This is a genomic window from Mesorhizobium sp. LjNodule214 (genome assembly GCF_964252735.1).
In the GTDB taxonomy this organism is placed as follows: domain Bacteria; phylum Pseudomonadota; class Alphaproteobacteria; order Rhizobiales; family Rhizobiaceae; genus Mesorhizobium.
This window is the reverse complement of the sequence record NZ_CAXUPE020000002.1, coordinates 139,681-155,846: the sequence shown is the minus strand read 5'-3', so window position 1 is coordinate 155,846 and position 16,166 is coordinate 139,681. Positions and strand designations below refer to the sequence as shown.

14 protein-coding genes are annotated in these 16,166 nt (G+C 64.4%); 4 read left to right on the top strand and 10 right to left on the bottom strand.

All coding sequences use genetic code 11. The annotated features are described in order from the left end of the window. Positions 1–23: 23 nt before the first annotated feature. The 5 genes from ACSQ3Z_RS14590 to ACSQ3Z_RS14570 form a co-directional block, all read right to left on the bottom strand. A complete protein-coding gene (locus ACSQ3Z_RS14590; protein WP_436172054.1) occupies positions 24–1,568 on the bottom strand; it encodes an efflux transporter outer membrane subunit in 1,545 nt (514 codons plus the stop codon). 130 nt (positions 1,569–1,698) lie between these two features. Continuing rightward, positions 1,699–4,815: an efflux RND transporter permease subunit gene (locus ACSQ3Z_RS14585; protein ID WP_436172053.1), complete on the bottom strand. Its 3,117-nt coding sequence runs from the start codon at positions 4,813–4,815 to the stop codon at positions 1,699–1,701. Continuing rightward, positions 4,812–5,969, bottom strand: a complete 1,158-nt coding sequence (locus ACSQ3Z_RS14580; protein WP_436172052.1) for an efflux RND transporter periplasmic adaptor subunit — start codon at positions 5,967–5,969, stop codon at positions 4,812–4,814. Before ACSQ3Z_RS14580 ends, ACSQ3Z_RS14585 begins: the two co-directional genes overlap by 4 nt. Further along, positions 5,950–6,174: a hypothetical protein gene (locus ACSQ3Z_RS14575; RefSeq protein ID WP_436172051.1), complete on the bottom strand. Its 225-nt coding sequence runs from the start codon at positions 6,172–6,174 to the stop codon at positions 5,950–5,952. Before ACSQ3Z_RS14575 ends, ACSQ3Z_RS14580 begins: the two co-directional genes overlap by 20 nt. A gap of 111 nt (positions 6,175–6,285) precedes the next feature. Next, positions 6,286–6,984: a hypothetical protein gene (locus ACSQ3Z_RS14570; RefSeq protein WP_436172050.1), complete on the bottom strand. Its 699-nt coding sequence runs from the start codon at positions 6,982–6,984 to the stop codon at positions 6,286–6,288. Between the two features lie 213 nt (positions 6,985–7,197). Between ACSQ3Z_RS14570 and ACSQ3Z_RS14565 the strand changes: the two genes are divergently transcribed. The 3 genes from ACSQ3Z_RS14565 to ACSQ3Z_RS14555 all read left to right on the top strand — a co-directional run bounded on the left by ACSQ3Z_RS14565 (position 7,198) and on the right by ACSQ3Z_RS14555 (position 9,642). Beyond that, positions 7,198–7,923, top strand: a complete 726-nt coding sequence (locus ACSQ3Z_RS14565; protein ID WP_436172049.1) for a response regulator — start codon at positions 7,198–7,200, stop codon at positions 7,921–7,923. Beyond that, on the top strand, positions 7,920–9,167 hold the full coding sequence (locus tag ACSQ3Z_RS14560) for an ATP-binding protein (protein ID WP_436172048.1): 1,248 nt from the start codon (positions 7,920–7,922) through the stop codon (positions 9,165–9,167). The genes ACSQ3Z_RS14565 and ACSQ3Z_RS14560 overlap by 4 nt, the downstream gene beginning before the upstream one ends. Before the next feature lie 229 nt (positions 9,168–9,396). Further along, a complete protein-coding gene (locus ACSQ3Z_RS14555; RefSeq protein ID WP_436172047.1) occupies positions 9,397–9,642 on the top strand; it encodes a hypothetical protein in 246 nt (81 codons plus the stop codon). A 1,484-nt stretch (positions 9,643–11,126) separates the two neighbouring features. Here ACSQ3Z_RS14555 and ACSQ3Z_RS14550 read toward each other — a convergent pair. The 3 genes from ACSQ3Z_RS14550 to ACSQ3Z_RS14540 form a co-directional block, all read right to left on the bottom strand. After that, entirely contained in the window at positions 11,127–11,774 is a 648-nt protein-coding gene (locus tag ACSQ3Z_RS14550; RefSeq protein WP_436172046.1) for a helix-turn-helix domain-containing protein, read from the bottom strand. Between the two features lie 122 nt (positions 11,775–11,896). Further along, positions 11,897–13,150 carry an MgtC/SapB family protein gene (locus ACSQ3Z_RS14545; RefSeq protein ID WP_436172045.1) on the bottom strand — a complete coding sequence of 418 codons (1,254 nt, stop codon included), beginning with the start codon at positions 13,148–13,150 and terminating at the stop codon, positions 11,897–11,899. A gap of 10 nt (positions 13,151–13,160) precedes the next feature. After that, a complete protein-coding gene (locus ACSQ3Z_RS14540) occupies positions 13,161–13,607 on the bottom strand; it encodes a pyridoxamine 5'-phosphate oxidase family protein (RefSeq protein ID WP_436172044.1) in 447 nt (148 codons plus the stop codon). 180 nt (positions 13,608–13,787) lie between these two features. Between ACSQ3Z_RS14540 and ACSQ3Z_RS14535 the strand changes: the two genes are divergently transcribed. Then, on the top strand, positions 13,788–14,012 hold the full coding sequence (locus ACSQ3Z_RS14535; RefSeq protein WP_436172043.1) for a hypothetical protein: 225 nt from the start codon (positions 13,788–13,790) through the stop codon (positions 14,010–14,012). On the opposite strand, the gene fixJ is transcribed toward ACSQ3Z_RS14535, so the two are convergent. Continuing rightward, positions 14,009–14,623 carry a response regulator FixJ gene (gene fixJ / locus ACSQ3Z_RS14530; protein WP_436172042.1) on the bottom strand — a complete coding sequence of 205 codons (615 nt, stop codon included), beginning with the start codon at positions 14,621–14,623 and terminating at the stop codon, positions 14,009–14,011. The genes ACSQ3Z_RS14535 and fixJ overlap by 4 nt on opposite strands. Continuing rightward, a complete protein-coding gene (locus tag ACSQ3Z_RS14525) occupies positions 14,610–16,124 on the bottom strand; it encodes a PAS domain S-box protein (protein ID WP_436173909.1) in 1,515 nt (504 codons plus the stop codon). The genes fixJ and ACSQ3Z_RS14525 overlap by 14 nt, the downstream gene beginning before the upstream one ends. Positions 16,125–16,166: the final 42 nt, after the last annotated feature.

Sequence of the window (16,166 nt, the reverse complement as noted above, 5' to 3'; positions counted from 1 at the left end):
ACTGCGAAGCAGATTGACGGTCCCTAGATGTCCTTGTCCTTCGGCGGTTTCGACGCCAGCCGCGGGCCGGTCTTGGCGTCTACGATCTCGGGCCTTGAGCTGTCGATAGCGCCGTCCCAGCCGCCGCCGAACGCCTTGTTGAGGGCAATGTAGTCGGTGGCGATCAGGACGCGGCTTTGCAGGAGAGCGTCCTCGGCCGAATAGAGCGAGCGCTCCGCGTCCAGCACATCGAGAAGGCTGGTCTCGCCGGATTTGAAGAGCATCCGCTCCAGGCGCGCCGCGTCGCCGTAGGATTTCGCGGAGGAAGCTAACTTGCCGTTCCTGATGCGCTCCTGCGTCAGCGAAACGCTGGCGTTTTCGACGTCTTCGAGCGCCGTCAGGACGGAGGCTTTGTAAGCGATGAAATATTGGTCGCGCTGGGCCTCGGCGACGTCGACGGCGGCCTGCAACTTGCCGGCATTGAACAGCGGCACGCTGAGCGTCGGCCCGAAGGACCAGCCGATGGTGGAGTTCTTGCCGAGATCGCCGAGCTTGAAGGCGGAGGTGTCGATGTCGCCGGTCAGACTGACGCTCGGATAGCGCGCCGCCTCGGCCTGGCCGATCCTGGCGGTGTACTCGGCATACTGCCGCTCGGCCATACGCACGTCCGGCCGCGAGAGCAGGATATCGGCGGGAACGCCGGTCGAGATGGGCAGGCGCGGCGAGGGTATCGGCGCGCCGCGCTTCAATCGCTCGGTCAGCGCGGCCGGCGGCCGGCCGGTGAGCACCGAAAGGCGGTGTACCGCTTCGGCATAGCTCGCCTCCAATGTCGGGACATCGGCTTCGGTGCTGCTTGCCTGTCCCTTCGCTTTGGCGACATCGGCCGCCGTCACCGTGCCGGCTTCGGCCATGGTGCGGGTCAGCTCCGCCGTCTGCCTTTGCGACGCGGCCGCGCGGCGGGCGAGCTGGATACGCGCCTGATAGCCGCGCGCCTGGGTGTAATTGGAGGCGACATCGCCGACCAGGGTCAGCAGCGTCGAGCGCAATTCCTCTTGCGCGGCATCCATCCCGTAGCGGGCGGCCTCGACGCTCCTGCGATTCGCCCCGAACAAATCCAGCTCCCAACTGGCGTCGAAACCGGACTGGAACTGGCTGTACGCGTCGCTGGCGGTTCCGCCCGATGTGGTCGCAGCCGTCTTGTTGCGCGTGGCCGATCCGGAGCTGTCGGCGGACGGGAACAATGTCGCGGCACTCTGGCGGTAACTGGCGCGTGCCTCGCGAATCCGGGCCTTGGCGGTGGCGACGTCGAGATTGCCGGCAACCGCTTCTTCGACAAGCGTGTTCAATTCGGGGTCGCGCAGCCGCTGCCACCATTTCGACAATTGCACCGGCCTGGCGGCCGTGGCTTCCTTCTGGCTGCTCCACGCCGCCGGCATCGGCAGAAGCGGCTTTTGATAGTCCGGACCGACGACGCAGCCGGCCAGTGTCGTCGCCGCCAGCGCCACGGCGCTCAGCTGCCTCCAGGTCGACCGACTGGCCGGCGCCGAGCTTCGGCCGGTCGTCCGGCTATTGGAGTCCTTACGCGTCATATCTCACCCTCAACTAGGATTGGTCATGGCCCCCGGCCTGGTATCCGTCGATACGCCCGGGGCATTCGTGAGGCCGCTGTCGGGCGACAACGAAGCCATGATTGGGCAGGCTGCCTTGATTGATGTTCAGTCAGCTCGAGGCGTCCGCCGCTTGCCCGTTGGCGGCGGATCGTTCGACCAGCAGCTTGCCGAGATGGCGGGCGAGGAAGCGCTGGATGTCGTCCATGAAGGTGTAGACCACCGGCACGTAGACGAGGCTGAGGACGGTCGAGGACAGCAGGCCACCAACCACGGCGATGGCCATCGGCGCGCGTGTCTCGGCGTCGGCGCCGATGCCGAACGCGATCGGCAGCATGCCGGCGCCCATGGCGATCGAGGTCATGACGATCGGCCGGGCGCGCTTGCGGGCGGCGTCAAGCAACGCCTCGAAGCGGCTGAGGCCGCGCTCCTTCTCGGCGAGCAGCGCGTATTCGACAAGCAGGATCGAGTTCTTGGCTGCAATGCCCATCAGCATCAGCAGGCCGATCAGTGGTGACATGCCAAGCGCCTTGCCGGTGATCAACAGGAAACCGAGCGCGCCGCCGACGGACAGCGGCAGCGCGACCAGGATGGTCACCGGCTGCACGAAGCTGCGGAACAGAAGAACAAGCGTCAGGTACATCAGCAGGATGCCGGCGGCGATGGCGGTGGCGAAGCCCGAGAACAGCTCCTGCATGCGGGCGGCGTCGCCGCGCGCCAGTTCGTGCACGCCGTCCGGCAGGTCCTGCATGACCGGCAAGGCGCGGATGGCCGTGGTCGCCTGGCCGAGGGTCAAGCCGGAAAGATCCGCCTCGATGGTCGCGCTGCGGCTGCGGTCGACCCGCGTGATGCTGTTCGGGCCGGCGTTGAAGCCGATGTCGGCGACGGCGCCCAGCGGCACAGTGCCCTTGCTGCCGGTCAGCGGCAGCACTGCGAGCTTGGCCGGATCGTCGATGGCGCCGTCCGGCAGGGTGACGACGATCGACACCTGGCGGTCGCCGAGATTGAATTTCGCCAGGCTGGTGTCGGTATCGCCGATGGTGGCGATCTTGACCGTCGCGGCGATCTCGGTCGGCGTGATGCCAAGTTCAGCCGCCTTGGCGCTGTCGGGACGCACGATGAGTTCCGGTTTGGTCGTGGCGGCGGTCGAGGTCGGGTTGATCAGGCCAGAAACCGACTTCATCTGATCGACCAGCGCATCGCTCGCCTTCTCAAGTGCTGTGCCATCGTCGCCGACCAGAGTGATCGACACTTTGGCACCGGAAAAGCCGTCGGCGCCGAACTGGATGCGGGCGCCCGCAATGTCGTTGAGCTTGGGCGAAGCTTCGGCCTCGAATTCCTGCTGGCTGACTGTGCGCTCAGTGCGCGGCTTGAGATTGACGGTGACGGTGGCGGTGCGCACTTCGGCCGAGCTCGAGCCCTGGTTCGGCCCGCCGCCCGAGCTGGCCGCCGTGCCGATGGTGGCAAAGACGCTGTCGACCGCCGGCTCTTCCTTGAGGCGCTTGGTGATGCTTTGCACCACGGCCGTCGTCTGTTCGATCGTCGAGCCCGGCTGCAGTTCGACGGAGATCATCGAGCGGCCGCGATCGGCCGCCGCCATGAATTCGGTCGGCAGTTTCGTCGCCAACGCCATCGAGCCGGCGAAGGAGGCAATGCCGGCGAACAGCGTGATCCAGCGGTGGTTCAGCGCCTTGCGCAGCAGCCAGAGATAAGTCGGCACCCAGGCTGGCGTATCCTCCTCGCTGTGGCCGCCGGCACGCACCAGATAGGCGCCCATCAGCGGGGTGAGCATACGCGCCACCAGCAGCGAGAACAGCACCGAGACGCAGACGGCGATGGCGAAGCTCAGGAAGAATTTGCCGGGAATGCCGGGCATGAAGGCCACCGGCAGGAACACGGCGACGATGGTCGCGGTGGTCGCCACCACGGCAAGCCCGATCTCGTCGGCCGCCTCAATAGCCGCCTGGTAGGCGCTGGCGCCGGTCTGGCGCATATGGCGCACGATGTTCTCGATCTCGACGATGGCGTCGTCGACAAGGATGCCGACCACCAGCGACAGGGCAAGCAGAGTGATGTTGCTGAGCGAGATGTCGAAGGCTGCCATTACGGCGAAGGTCGGGATCAGCGACAGCGGCATGGCGACAGCCGACACCAGCGTCGCTCTGATGTCACGCAGGAACAGCCAGACGACGCCGACCGCGAGCAGGGCGCCCATCCACAGCGCTTCGAGCGCTGCATCGTAGCTTTCCTGCACGAAGCCGGACGAGGAGGTGACCTCGGTGAATTTCGCCGTGGTGGTCTTGGCGCCCATTTCGGCGATCGTGGCGCGCGCGGCCTTGACGACATCGATCTCGCTCGATCCGACCGACCTGTAGACGTTGAACGCAACGACCTGCCTGCCGTCGAGATAGGCGGCCTGGCGCGGCTTTTCCCAGCTGTCGACCACGGTGCCGAGATCGGAGAGCTTGACATCGCCGGCGCCTGAAAGCGCGATGCGGGTGTCGGCCAGCGCCTCGACGCTCGTGGCGCTGGCCAGCGTGCGCACGGACTGTTCCTGGCCGCCGATTGCGGTGCGGCCGCCCGGCTGGTTGACGTTGTTGGAGGCGAGCGTCTGGCTGACATCGCCAGTGCTGATGCCGAGCGCCGCCAGGCGGTCGGGATCGAGTTCGACGCGGATGACCCGGTCGACGCCGCCGGAACGGGTGATCTTGGAGACGCCGTCTACGCCGAGCAAGGCCTTGGCGACGTCGTTGTCGATGTACCAGCTCAAAGCGTCGGGCGACATGGTCGGCGCCTCAACCACATAGGTCAGCACCGAATTGCCAGTCGCGTTGACCTTGGCCACCACCGGTGTCTGGGCCGCGGCCGGCAGGCTGGACTGCACTTCGGATACGGCGTTGCGGACGTCGTTGGTGGCGGTCTCGGGATCGGTGCCCAGGGTGAACTCGACCGTGGTAACGGAAGAACCCTCGCTGATCGAGGTCGAGACGTCGTCGACACCTTCGAGCGTCGCCACGGCATTCTCGACCACGCGCGCGACCTGCACCTCCATCTCGCTCGGCGCGGCACCCGGCTGCGCCACCGTCACGGTGACCGTCGGCAGGTCGATGTCGGGCATGTTGTTGGTGCGCAGCTGCATGAAGCCGTAGAGGCCGGCAATCGTCAGCGACAGGAACAGCACGATGGTCGGAACCGGGTTGCGGATCGACCAGGAGGAAATGGCGTTCATCGTGCGCTCTCCGTCGAAGGCGCGGCAGCGCCGGCGTTGGCCTCGGCGGAGGCGACGCGAACCAGATTGCCGTCGCTGAGGAAGCCGGCGCCGGCGACGACGACACGATCGCCTTCCGACAGGCCGCTTTCGATCGCGACCCGGCCGCTCTGGCGTGCGCCGGTTGCGACGGCGCGCGCGCTGACCTTGCCAGCACCATCGACGACGAAGACCGCCGGCTTGCCGTCATGCCAGACAAGGGCTGCTTCGGCGACGCTGAGCTGTTGCGAAGCAGCGGTCGCTATCGACACGCGTGCGAACATGCCGGGCTTGAGGCCCGACCCTTCGCCGAGGCCGACATAGACGGTGGCGAGCCGCGTGGTCGAATTGACCGTCTGAGCAATCGAGGAAACGCTGCCGGCAAAGCTGCGGCCGGAGGCGTCGGTGACGCTAGCGGTCTGGCCAGCCGAGATCGCCGCCAGATCCTTCTCTGGGACGAGGACGCCGACCTCCAGCCTGCCGTCGCGGATGATCTTCATCAGTTCGGTGCCGGCCTGAACGATCGAGCCGGCGACGGCAGGCTTGCTGGAGATGATGCCGTCGAAGGGGGCACGGATGGTCGTCCGGTCGAGTTCGGCTTGCAATCTCTCTGCAGCGGCCGCGGCCTGTTCGACCTGCGCCTGGCCGGTCTTGACGGCGGTTGCTTTCTCTTCCGCCGTCTCGGCGCTGACGGCGTTGCTGGCCAGCAACTTGTCGGCGCGCGCAGCGGAGGAGATCGCCGAGGTCAGCGTCGCCTGGGCTTGCGCGACCGCGGCCTTCTGCTCGGCGAGTTGGGCCTTGAGCAGCGAGGCGTCGAGGCGCGCGACGACATCGCCCGTCTTGACGTGGTCGCCCTCGGCCACCAGGATTTCGGTCAGGCGCAACCCGCTCTCTTCTGCACCGATCGTTGCTTCCTGCCATGCAGCGACCGTGCCGGTGGCGCTGACGGAGGACGTGATGGCGTCGGAACGGACCGTCTCGGTGGAAACGGTCAGCGTGGCAGCCTGAACCGGCGCGGCCGTTTGCGCAGCTGGTTCGGCCGTGCCGCGGCCATAAGCGTTGAGCACCGCGACAACGCCGGCTGCGACCAGCACGGCTACAAGGAGAAGATGGCTCTTACGCAATTTTCTGGTCATGATCTTTAGTGCTCAAACGTGTGGAAATCGGAAGCGACAGGCGGTAGGCGGCGAAACTCAGCCGGATCGCGCCCGTCAGCGTGTCCGCAGGCAGGGCCGGTGGCGTGGCGCGGGTGCCATGACTGGTCGGCAGGACCGGACCGATCGGCAGGGACGGCGGACCCATCGACGCGATCAGCCGCAGCATCATCAGCGCTTCCCACATTTTCGTGCTTTCGTGGTTCGATGGCGGCCGGGCGAACCGGCCGCCATTTTGGGAGAAAGAACCCGGCCGGCCCGAGAACGGGTGGGTCAACGGGCCGGCCGGCGCAGCCGGTCAGAGTTGCTCGCCATCGCGGGGCGGCGGGAGCTGTCTGCCATGGCCAGGGAGACCTCCGGGGCCGGCTGCGTCGTCCGGCGGGCCGCCCCAAGGACCGGGGGGTGGTCCGTGCGGCCGTTCCGCCGAAGCGAGGATTTCGAGCTGTTCGGGCGTCAGCCTGGTGCGGAGTGCTGTGATCGCATCCTTCAGCTTGCCGGCTGCGACCGCGCGTTTGCTGATGTCGTCGGCGAGCCTTTCCTGATGGGCGAAGGGATCGCGCGGTGCCTGGGCCGCGCTGCCATCGGGGTCGGGCTTTCCGGCGTCGGCGCCGCGTCCACCGGAGCCGCCCGGGCCATGATCGGGCCGCGGTGGGGTCAGCGTCTCCTGCAGCGCGCCGGTGTAGTCGCGCCAGGCGTCGAGTTGCTCGGTCCGAATGCCAACCTTGGTTTCGAGCGCTGAAAGCCTAGCTGCCAGCATGAATTCCGGCGGCGGTCCCATGCGCTGCGCGCGGAAGCGCTGCGGGCCAAAACCTTCCGGCCCGTGCCGCATCGGCCCGTGCGGACCGGGTCGGGGCATCGGGGGCTGGTCCGGGCTGTCCTGCATGGCCACCATTGGCGGTTCGTCGCTGGAGGGGGCGCCAGGGTCGGCCTGCTGCGCCAGCGCCGGATGAATGGCCGCGACAGAGAAGAGGCCGAGGGCAAAAAGTCTGCTTCGCATGATGTTTTTCCTTTCCCACATGCTTCGGATGGCTGGAGGATAGGAGGCGTCTTTTGCCGCTTTGCTTCGGCGCGTTGCCGAAGGTTTCCACAAAAGGGAGATTTGTTTCCGAATGTTTCTGTTCGCCTGCCGGAAACATTCGGTTGCAATTTTCCATGCCGTTCGCCTGCGGCTCTCCCTATAATCAAAAGCGAACAGGCAACCGGGCCAAGAATGCAGGCACAATCCCGTATCCTTGTCGTCGACGACGACCGCGAGATCAGGACGCTTCTCGGGCGCTATCTCGACGGGCAGGGCTTTCGCGTCTCGGTGGCGGCCGACCGGCGCGAATGCGAGCAGAAGCTCGGCACAGGCCAGTTCGACCTGATCGTGCTTGATGTCATGCTGCCCGACGGCTCGGGGCTCGATATCTGCCGCGCCTTGCGCGACCGAAAACCGCATATTCCGGTGATCCTGCTGACGGCGCTGAAGGAAGACGTCGACCGCATCATTGGGCTGGAGCTTGGCGCCGACGACTATCTCGGCAAGCCGTTCAATCCGCGCGAGCTCACCGCCCGCATCCGCGCCGTGCTGCGGCGCTCGACGCCGGAAGAGGCCGCCCCGCCGCGCGTGCGCGTCTACCAGTTCGCCGGCTACAGGCTGGAACCGGATACGCGCAAGGTGACGGATGCCGAAGGCGGGCTTGTCGATCTTACTGGCGCCGAGTTCGACCTGCTGCAGGTCTTCCTCGACCGCCCCGGCCGGCTCTTGTCGCGCGACCAGCTTCTCGACCTGACGCAAGGCCGCGAGCGCGATCCGCTCGACCGTTCCGTCGACGTGCTGATGAGCCGGCTGCGCCGCAAGTTCGGCGATACGGGCGAAGGACCTCTGTTCAAGACCGTGCGCAATGGCGGCTACCAGCTCACCGCGCGCGTCGAGACTGCGGAGGCCGAGGCATGAAGTCGCTGCGCCGACGCCTGATCATCCTCTTGGTCGTTTCGATCGTCGGCGTCGTCGGCCTTGCAACGATCGTCGCCATCAAAGTGCTTGGCGGGCCGTCCCCCGAGTTGAGCATGGGTCCGGTCGCCCGACAGATCCAGTTGATGGTGCAACTGGTCCCGGGCCACGTGCCGGGCGCCGGCGACGCGCCGGTCAATGTGAGCGATCATCCCGCCGATGGCGTCGAAGACCAAAGGCACACGCATGTGCTCAACCACATCCTGCAAGAGATCGGCGTCAATGCGTCCGCGGTTGTAACCCGCAACATAGGCGGGCCCGGCATGGTCGCCTCCGTCGCCTTGCCCGAGAACCGATGGATGATCGTCGACGCCCCCGATTTCGGGCCGCCGCGAGATGCCTGGTTCGTGCTCTCGGGCTGGATCACGCTGATCGTGCTCGGCGCCACCGCGGTGTCGGTCTATTTCACCGCCGTGCTGGTGCGGCCGCTGGAGATGCTGGAGACCGCCGTCAGCAAGATCGGCTCGGACGGTGTGCTGGCGACGGTGCCTGAGGAAGGGTCGGCCGAGGTCAGGGCAACGGCGCATGCGCTAAACCAGCTCTCCGCCAGGCTGAAGACGGCGATGGAGAGCCGCATGCGCCTAGTCGCCGCCGCCGGGCATGATCTCAGAACACCGATGACGCGGATGCGGCTGCGGGCCGAATTCCTCGACGACGACCGCGACAAATGGCTTCACGACCTCGACGAGCTCGACCGCATCGCCGACAGCGCCATCCGGCTGGTGCGCGAGGAGGTCAACCAGGATGCGGTCGAGCCGGTCGACCTGGCAAAGCTGGTCCGCGAAATTGCCGCCGAAGTGCGGTCGCTCGGACATGCGGTATCGACCGATCATTTGGACAAGGTCTCGGTCAGGGCAGGTTCGCTCGGCCTTCGCCGCGCCTTGCGCAATTTGATCGTCAACGCCGCCACGCACGGCAAGGGTTGCAGCGTTTCGCTGGCCGCCACCGGCGATCAGGCCGTGCTGACGATTGCCGACAGCGGCCCCGGCATCCCGCCGGAGCTGCTCGCCAAGGCGTTCGAACCGTTCTTTCGCGTCGATCCCGGCCGCCGCCAGTCCGTTCCCGGCGCCGGCCTCGGTCTCGCCATCGCCAAGGAAATCATCGAGCGCTACGGCGGCACCATCACCCTGGAGAACCGGACGGGTGGCGGCCTTTCCCAGACGGTGGTCTTTGCCGCTGTTTCCTAGGGCGGTCAGGCTTTGGCCGTTCAGGAAGTGCTCGAGAGCAAACTGAAATGGCCAGCCGACACCCTGACTGGCTGGTGGCAACCGACGCGAAGCTGCAGGCCAGGGCTGCAACGGGTGGCGGGTTGTCGCCGTGCCATCCGCCGCCGTTCGCCTTGGCGGGCTCTTTGCAAGGTCAGTCTCGCAACAGCCAGCACGGATATCATTGAACCGTCACCAGAGGAGGTTCTCAATGGTTTCCGCGATTGCAAGTCAACATCGGCATATACCGGAAAATCAACTGAAAGCGGGAAAGCCGGAAACAGGTGAAGGATTTGCGCCGGGCAACAGCGCCGACAGCGTCGGACATCGCGCCAAGGCGATGGTTGCCGAAACCGGCGACACGGATCCTGGTGCGCAAGGTCGCGCGGCATCGACGATCGCCAGAATGGACATCACAGTCTTGACGCCGCCGCCCGAAGAAGCGCCAGCGGAGTAGGCTGGTAGGACCGCCGCTGACCAAGCAATTCCAGGAAAAGTGTGAAACGGTTTTCCGTCCGGAATAGCGTCAAAACAGAGAAATAGAGCGGTTCTGCGTTTCCGTGAAACGATGAACCGCTCAAGACGTGGCGTTGGCCAATGACGGCACCGACTGGAGGATGAAGAACGGCCTTCAGCGCGCGCCCGCGCGGCGCGCCCAGGCCGGACCGGGGCCGCGCATATAGTGGAGCTCCGGCCGGTAGCGCGGTGCAACGAATTCGCGAATGGCCGATGCCAAGCGAGTGATCAAAGCCCAATGTTCCGTCACCCAATCTCTGCAATACGCCGCTGCAGGAGGCTGTTCATTTCCGGTTTTTGTCTGGGCAATCCACAGTCTCGCGGCCATCGATGCGCTCCCTATGACCTTGTGACGCCCGGCGGACATGGTGGCAAAGTCCGCGACGCCGACGTCGATACGGTCTCGGGTGGTGGACCGCTCGAACAAAAGACCGAACCGGATTGGGTCGCAGTCAGAAATTCCCATGAGGTGACGGACGACCAGAGGGCTACCGCTACGGCGGTGGCCAAGAACACTGCGGGAAGGGCGAACAGAAGCTTACGCGACATCATTGTCCCAACCTCACACGCCGGTGTCGATGTGGAACAAGGTCTTCGCGCCCGGCGTATCTAAAGCTGTTGATGCAAGAACCGTGCCACACTTGCCCGCGTACGACAGCTGTCAGGGCAAGATCGCGCGCTGGCGGGCTCCCTTGCGACCTTTAACCCGGTCTGAGCTGCAATCGATCCATCGCCAAGGAAGGCCTGCCTTGCAGCGAAAGGGAACGAAATTCAGAGCGTTAGCGTTCAATAGGCGATGGCGTTAGGTGGGGCTGTGTATGATGAGCTCTCTTCGTGAAAAGCCTACTCTTACATTCCACACAGAGGCGGAACGCCACGCCCGGCTCGAAAAGAACGCGCGTCTGAGGGAGCTTCGATCTCATGCGTCTTGGATAGTGCTCGATCCTGATGCTCCGTTTCATGATGAGATCGATTGTTCCGCCATCTTTGAGGAAAAGACTTCGCGCAAGTGGTAACCCTTCGGTAGTTGCACAGGCGGTCGCCGGGCGTGCGGGACGCCTCAGCCACGCAGGATGGGGGCCAGCCGGAAGTTGGCGCGGCTCTGGGACTGGAAGGCGCCGGCCCTGCCCCACAATGGGTCATTTGCCGCTGGCTCCAGAATTGCAGCGTTAGCATCGCCGAGTCTTGGGGCTCGGCGATCAGGGGTGAGTGGGGGCCCCGCCGCTTCGCAAATGGAGCGGCGGGGTTTTCTGCTCTATGGGCTATTTTAGCAACCCTGCAACAAAAGCCAGGGCGGACCGTTTGCAATTTGCCAGATACCACACTCTGGCTACCTCAGACCTCCCGCTGGCTCCGGCCGGCGGGCTTTTTCGGGGAGACTGGCTGCCAGGTTTCTTGCAAGGTGAGGGAGCCTGAACAAGTGGTTCACTCGCTCATATTTTGAAGTGCCTTGTGTTCGACGATTTCGACGCAGCGCAGGTTGAGCAGGCGAATGACGCCTCTTTCCTTCAGCTTGGTGAAAACGCGCGACACGGTCTCGATGGTGAGGCCGAGATAGTCGCCGATATCCATACGCGACATGGGCAGCTCGACCTGACGCAGACCCCCTTGGCGCTCTGCCATATCGACCAGGAACGCCGCGACGCGCTCGATGGCGTTCTGGCGACCGAGGACCAGGAGGTGTTCCTGTGCCCTTGTCAGGCCTTTGAGCGCCAACGGCAGCAGTTGACCAGACATGTCAGCCCCGGCAGCAAGACGGAATACGCGGACGCCGGTGGCGCTGATCGCTTCGGCGAAGAAATGATGCGTCGTGCCGGCTTCGAAGCCGAATGTCTCTCCGGCCAGGTGGAAGGCACTGATCTGCCGGCGGCCGTCGGCAAGCATGCGGTAGATGCGCACGGCGCCAAACTCGACCTGGTAGAAGGCTCCGGCCTTTTCCCCTTGGGCATAGATTTCCGCACCGGCGGAAAAGAAGCTGAGCGGCTGCAGCAGCGTGGGATGGAATACCTCCGACGGGTGCGGCTGAGGCGTCCGTGACTGTGCTGCGATTCGGGAGGTCGTGTAGGCGTGCATGGCTGTTCCCCGGTTAATCCGTGCCACAGCAATCGCCCGAATCCGCAGGCGGCGAAATTCGGTTATGTCCCTACGGGAAACTACCTAGAGCCAAGTCACGGACGTGGTGGAGAAACCTGGGCTCAGACGCCAGACAGCAGCGCCATAGCGAAATAGCCGGCGGCGACTGCCATCAGAGTTGCGCCGGCCAGCGGCAGCCAGAACCTGATGGGGCCGGCAAATACCGCCAGTGACAGGCGGCCGATCGCATTTGCCGCCAGCGCTGCCAACACCGCCTCACCAATGGTCTCGACAGGGACCGACTGCCTGACCAGACGCAACGCACCGAGCACCGAGACATCAACATCGAACGTGCCCGCCAGTGCTGAGGTCGCCAGCAAGCCGCGGCCGCCGAATTGAGCCGCCAATGCTGCGCTTGCGGTCGCGACAACCGCGAAGAACAGGGCGAACAGCAGCAGCGGGCCCAGTTCGAATGGGTTGCGTGCCAATCCACTGCTTTTCGGATCCCCGTGTTCACGGACCAATAGGAGTGCGCCGCAGGCAGCGAAAACGAGCGCGGCAGCAATCGCCGGGATGCCGACCGACATGAACACGCCGGGCTCGATGATCAGAACCACGGCGCAGACGCGGAGCACCGAAACCATCGCAGCCAGCGAAGCCGCCCCGGCGAGCGGCAGAGCATTGCCCGCCGATGTGGCGTTGCGGGCAAGCGCTGCTGTCACCGCAGTGGACGAAACGATTGCACCAACGAGCGAGCTGACAAGCAGACCGCGTGTGGTTCCGAGAAGGCGGACGGCAACGTAGCCGGCGAACGAAATCGATGCCATCAGCACCGTCAGGAACCAGACCTCCCAAGGGTTGAAGCCGCCCCAGGGATCCATCGTCCGGTTCGGCAGCAAGGGCAAGACGATCGCCGTCATCACCGCCAGGATCAGCGCCGAACGCAGTTCGATCCAGGTCAGTCGCTTCAAGAGCCTGTGCAGGATCTCTCGACTGGCAAGGACTGCCGCAAGTGCAGCCCCTCCGGCAGCTGCAACCCGAAAGTCACCGGCGACCGATAGCGCACCGAGTGCGAAAACGCCGAGCGCGGCGATCACTGCCGTAACGCTGAAATCCTTGTCATGAGCCGCCTCGCGCGCCTTGTACCATGCAAAGATCGCAGCGAAGGCGACAAATCCTCCCACCAGCACCGACACCGCGCTAAGCGCTTCCGCCAGGGCAGCGAGAATACCGCCGAGCAGGCCGGATATGCCGAAAGTGCGAATTCCGGCCGTGCGGCTGCGGTCGGGAGCATCCCGCTCCCGCCAGCCACGCTCCAGTCCGACGAGCAGTCCAATTGCCAAGGCCAGTCCCAGCCGGGCGATGAGCGGATCCATAGGAGGCAGTTTACTCGCTCACTTCCCGGCCCGACACCTGCTCGATGAGGATTCGGAAGAAGACGTGGGGTTCGCTATCGGCCTTGGGAGGAATGGCTGGCTTGAGGGCGCCAGGCTCCCACCAGCCGGGATGCTTGCTCAGCACTGACCAAGCATGATCGCGCTGAAGCTTGTGGCCGACCCGGTCAGGCAGTTCTTCGTAGCGGCCGTCGACAATAACGCTCCTCCAACCTCGGCCTTGGCCTCGCTTATCGACTTGGACCGATACCAGCGGGTTGGCTCGCATCCAGTCGATCTTCTTGCCGGGCATGGAAAACGCATAGAGATGGTTGTCTGCGTGCGCATAGTACAACGGCACGACGTAGGGCTGCCCGTCCTTCGCGCACGCCAGGCGGCCGACACGATTTGCCGTCAGCAATCTCGTATATTCCAGGGCAGAAAGTGTGCGGATCAGCATCGCTGCGATGTCCTTCTTCTCGCGGCCATCCCGTGTCGCTGTTGCTGCCGCTTTGAATCATGGCAATCCCGGTGCTCTCGCTCCGGCTCACAGGCGGCGAAGCGCATAGTCGCGCATCCGGCAATTTCGGAAAATGATTCAGATCAAGGCGCGCTTGCTGTCTCTGCGCATCCTAGGGGGATGTGGAAGCCAATCCTAAGCGCTCCGTTTGGTCGCAGTCTCGAACTGGCCGTCTTCGACGAGGAGGGCGAGCATGCGCTCGTATTTCCCTGCGTGCGAGGGACGGAGGGCTGGAAGAATGCCGCGACGGGCGCACGCATCGACATCGGTCCGACCCATTGGCGCGACTGGGCGCCGGAGCGGTTTGCGGCCAGCAACAGCGACGGCTTTGGCGACCGTCCCTAGGCTTTGGCTTCCACGATCAGTGCCATGCGCACGAGATGCGACAGGCTGCTTGCACTCATCTTGCTCATGACGTTGGCGCGATGAATTTCGACCGTGCGCGGGCTGATTCCGAGATCGTAAGCGATCGTCTTGTTCGGCAGGCCCGACACCAGCCCGTCCAGCACCTGCCGCTCCCGCTCTGACAGCGTCGATAGACGGCCGTTGATTTCTGCGGATTGTGGGTGCGCTGCATTCGCCTGGTTCCGACTATCCAACGCCGAGCGGATCGCATCGATCAGGATCTCGTCGTCGAAAGGCTTCTCGATGAAATCCGCGGCTCCTTCCTTCATCGCCTGAACGGCGAGCGCCACATCGGCATGGCCCGTCATGACAATGACCGGAAGCCTGTGCCCGCGTGCTCTGAGCTGCCGCAGGAACTCGATGCCGTCGATACCCGGCATGCGCACATCGGTGACGATGCAGCCGTCGATATCGTCGGTCGCCGTGGCAAGAAAGGCTGTCGCGGATTCGTGCAGGCGTACGGCAAAGTCGGCGGTCGCCAGAAGAAAACCAAGCGACTTGCGAACCTCGACGTCATCGTCGACCACATGCACAAGATCATTGCCGGCCATTGGCGACTTCTTCCTTCTCAACGATACGCAACGTGAACCGAAAGGCGGTTCCTCCGGCCGGCATTGGCTCGGCCCATATGTGGCCGCCATGTGATTCGACGATGGTACGGCAAATTGACAGGCCGACACCCATCCCTTGCTTCTTGGTGGTGACGAACGGCTGGAAGAGCTGGGCCGAGACCTCGGGCGCAAGACCAGTGCCGGTATCGATCACGCTCACCTCGGCCATCCCGTCATCCCGAGCGACGGTCACGACGTGCAGTTCACGGCGTGGGGCACCTTGCATGGCCTCGACCGCATTGCGCATCAGGTTGAGCAGAACCTGCTGGATCTGGATGCGGTCGGTCAGGACCAGCTCGGCTGCAGGATCAAACCGGTAGCTGACGTGCACGTCTATTTCCCGTGCGCCGACCAGGGCCAGTGACGCGGCTTCTTCGATCAAGGCTGGCAGGCGTTCGACCTGACGCTCGCTTTCCCCTCTCGCGACGAAGTCGCGAAGGTGGCGGATCACATCTCCTGCCCGCAAGGCCTGTTCCGCCGCCTTTTCCACAGCCTCCCTCAACATCGGCGCGTTCTCTTCCGTGCTTCTTTCGAGAAGCCGGCGGCTGCCCTTGAGGTAGTTCGTGATTGCCGTCAGCGGCTGGTTGATCTCATGCGCCAAGGTCGAAGCCATTTCGCCGAGCGCGGTAAACCGCGCCATGTGGAGAAGCTCTTGCTGCTGCTCCTGTATTCTTGCCTCTGCACGGTGGCGTTCGGTCAGGTCGCGACAGAAGCCCGTAAAGAAGCGCCCGGTTCCCGGATGCATCTCGCCGACGGAAAGCTCCATGGGAAAGGTCGAGCCATCCTTGCGCATCCCCGTGACGGTGCGACCGAGTCCGATGATGCGGCGCTCTCCGGTCGTCAGGTAGCGCTGCAGGTAGGCGTCATGCTCGTCGCGATAGGGTGACGGCATCAGCAGGCTGACATTCTGACAGATGACTTCACTGGACTGGTAGCCGAATAACGTCTCGGCAGCCGTGCTGAAAGATTGAATGCGGGCTTGTTCGTCGATGACGACCATTGCGTCGGGCACCGTTGCCAGGATCGAGCGCAAATGGTCCTCACGAAGCCGAAGCGCGGCATTGGCAAAGGAGAGTTCGCTGACATCCGTGCCTTCGACGAAGATCGCGCTGACGCGGCCGTCGTCGGCTTTGATCGGCTGGTAGACGAAATCCAGGATGCGCTCTTCTATCGGCTCGTCGTCCTTGTTGCGAAGGCCGACCTTCACGCCTTGGCCCCTGTATGGCTCGCCGGTCCTGTACACATGGTCCAGCTGCTCGAAGAATCCTTGACCTTGAAGCTCGGGAAGTGCCTCGCGCACCGATTTTCCAATCACCCGCCTGTCGCCGATCAGCCGTTGGTAGGCGGCATTGGTCAGTTCGAAGACATGGTCAGGCCCACGCATGAGAGCCATGAAGCCCGGGGTCTGATCGAACATTTGTGACAGGACTGATTTCAGCATCGTCCCGCCGGCCGACAAAATAGGCGCTTCGTTCTGGCTCAC

What these genes read in the sequence shown, in the direction of transcription:
- ACSQ3Z_RS14590 (WP_436172054.1), bottom strand. Translation starts at nt 1,568, where the DNA reads ATGACGCGTAAGGACTCCAATAGCCGGACGACCGGCCGAAGCTCGGCG.
- ACSQ3Z_RS14585 (WP_436172053.1), bottom strand. Translation starts at nt 4,815, where the DNA reads ATGAACGCCATTTCCTCCTGGTCGATCCGCAACCCGGTTCCGACCATC.
- ACSQ3Z_RS14580 (WP_436172052.1), bottom strand. Translation starts at nt 5,969, where the DNA reads ATGACCAGAAAATTGCGTAAGAGCCATCTTCTCCTTGTAGCCGTGCTG.
- ACSQ3Z_RS14575 (WP_436172051.1), bottom strand. Translation starts at nt 6,174, where the DNA reads ATGTGGGAAGCGCTGATGATGCTGCGGCTGATCGCGTCGATGGGTCCG.
- ACSQ3Z_RS14570 (WP_436172050.1), bottom strand. Translation starts at nt 6,984, where the DNA reads ATGCGAAGCAGACTTTTTGCCCTCGGCCTCTTCTCTGTCGCGGCCATT.
- ACSQ3Z_RS14565 (WP_436172049.1), top strand. Translation starts at nt 7,198, where the DNA reads ATGCAGGCACAATCCCGTATCCTTGTCGTCGACGACGACCGCGAGATC.
- ACSQ3Z_RS14560 (WP_436172048.1), top strand. Translation starts at nt 7,920, where the DNA reads ATGAAGTCGCTGCGCCGACGCCTGATCATCCTCTTGGTCGTTTCGATC.
- ACSQ3Z_RS14555 (WP_436172047.1), top strand. Translation starts at nt 9,397, where the DNA reads ATGGTTTCCGCGATTGCAAGTCAACATCGGCATATACCGGAAAATCAA.
- ACSQ3Z_RS14550 (WP_436172046.1), bottom strand. Translation starts at nt 11,774, where the DNA reads ATGCACGCCTACACGACCTCCCGAATCGCAGCACAGTCACGGACGCCT.
- ACSQ3Z_RS14545 (WP_436172045.1), bottom strand. Translation starts at nt 13,150, where the DNA reads ATGGATCCGCTCATCGCCCGGCTGGGACTGGCCTTGGCAATTGGACTG.
- ACSQ3Z_RS14540 (WP_436172044.1), bottom strand. Translation starts at nt 13,607, where the DNA reads ATGCTGATCCGCACACTTTCTGCCCTGGAATATACGAGATTGCTGACG.
- ACSQ3Z_RS14535 (WP_436172043.1), top strand. Translation starts at nt 13,788, where the DNA reads ATGTGGAAGCCAATCCTAAGCGCTCCGTTTGGTCGCAGTCTCGAACTG.
- fixJ (WP_436172042.1), bottom strand. Translation starts at nt 14,623, where the DNA reads ATGGCCGGCAATGATCTTGTGCATGTGGTCGACGATGACGTCGAGGTT.
- ACSQ3Z_RS14525 (WP_436173909.1), bottom strand. Translation starts at nt 16,124, where the DNA reads ATGCTGAAATCAGTCCTGTCACAAATGTTCGATCAGACCCCGGGCTTC.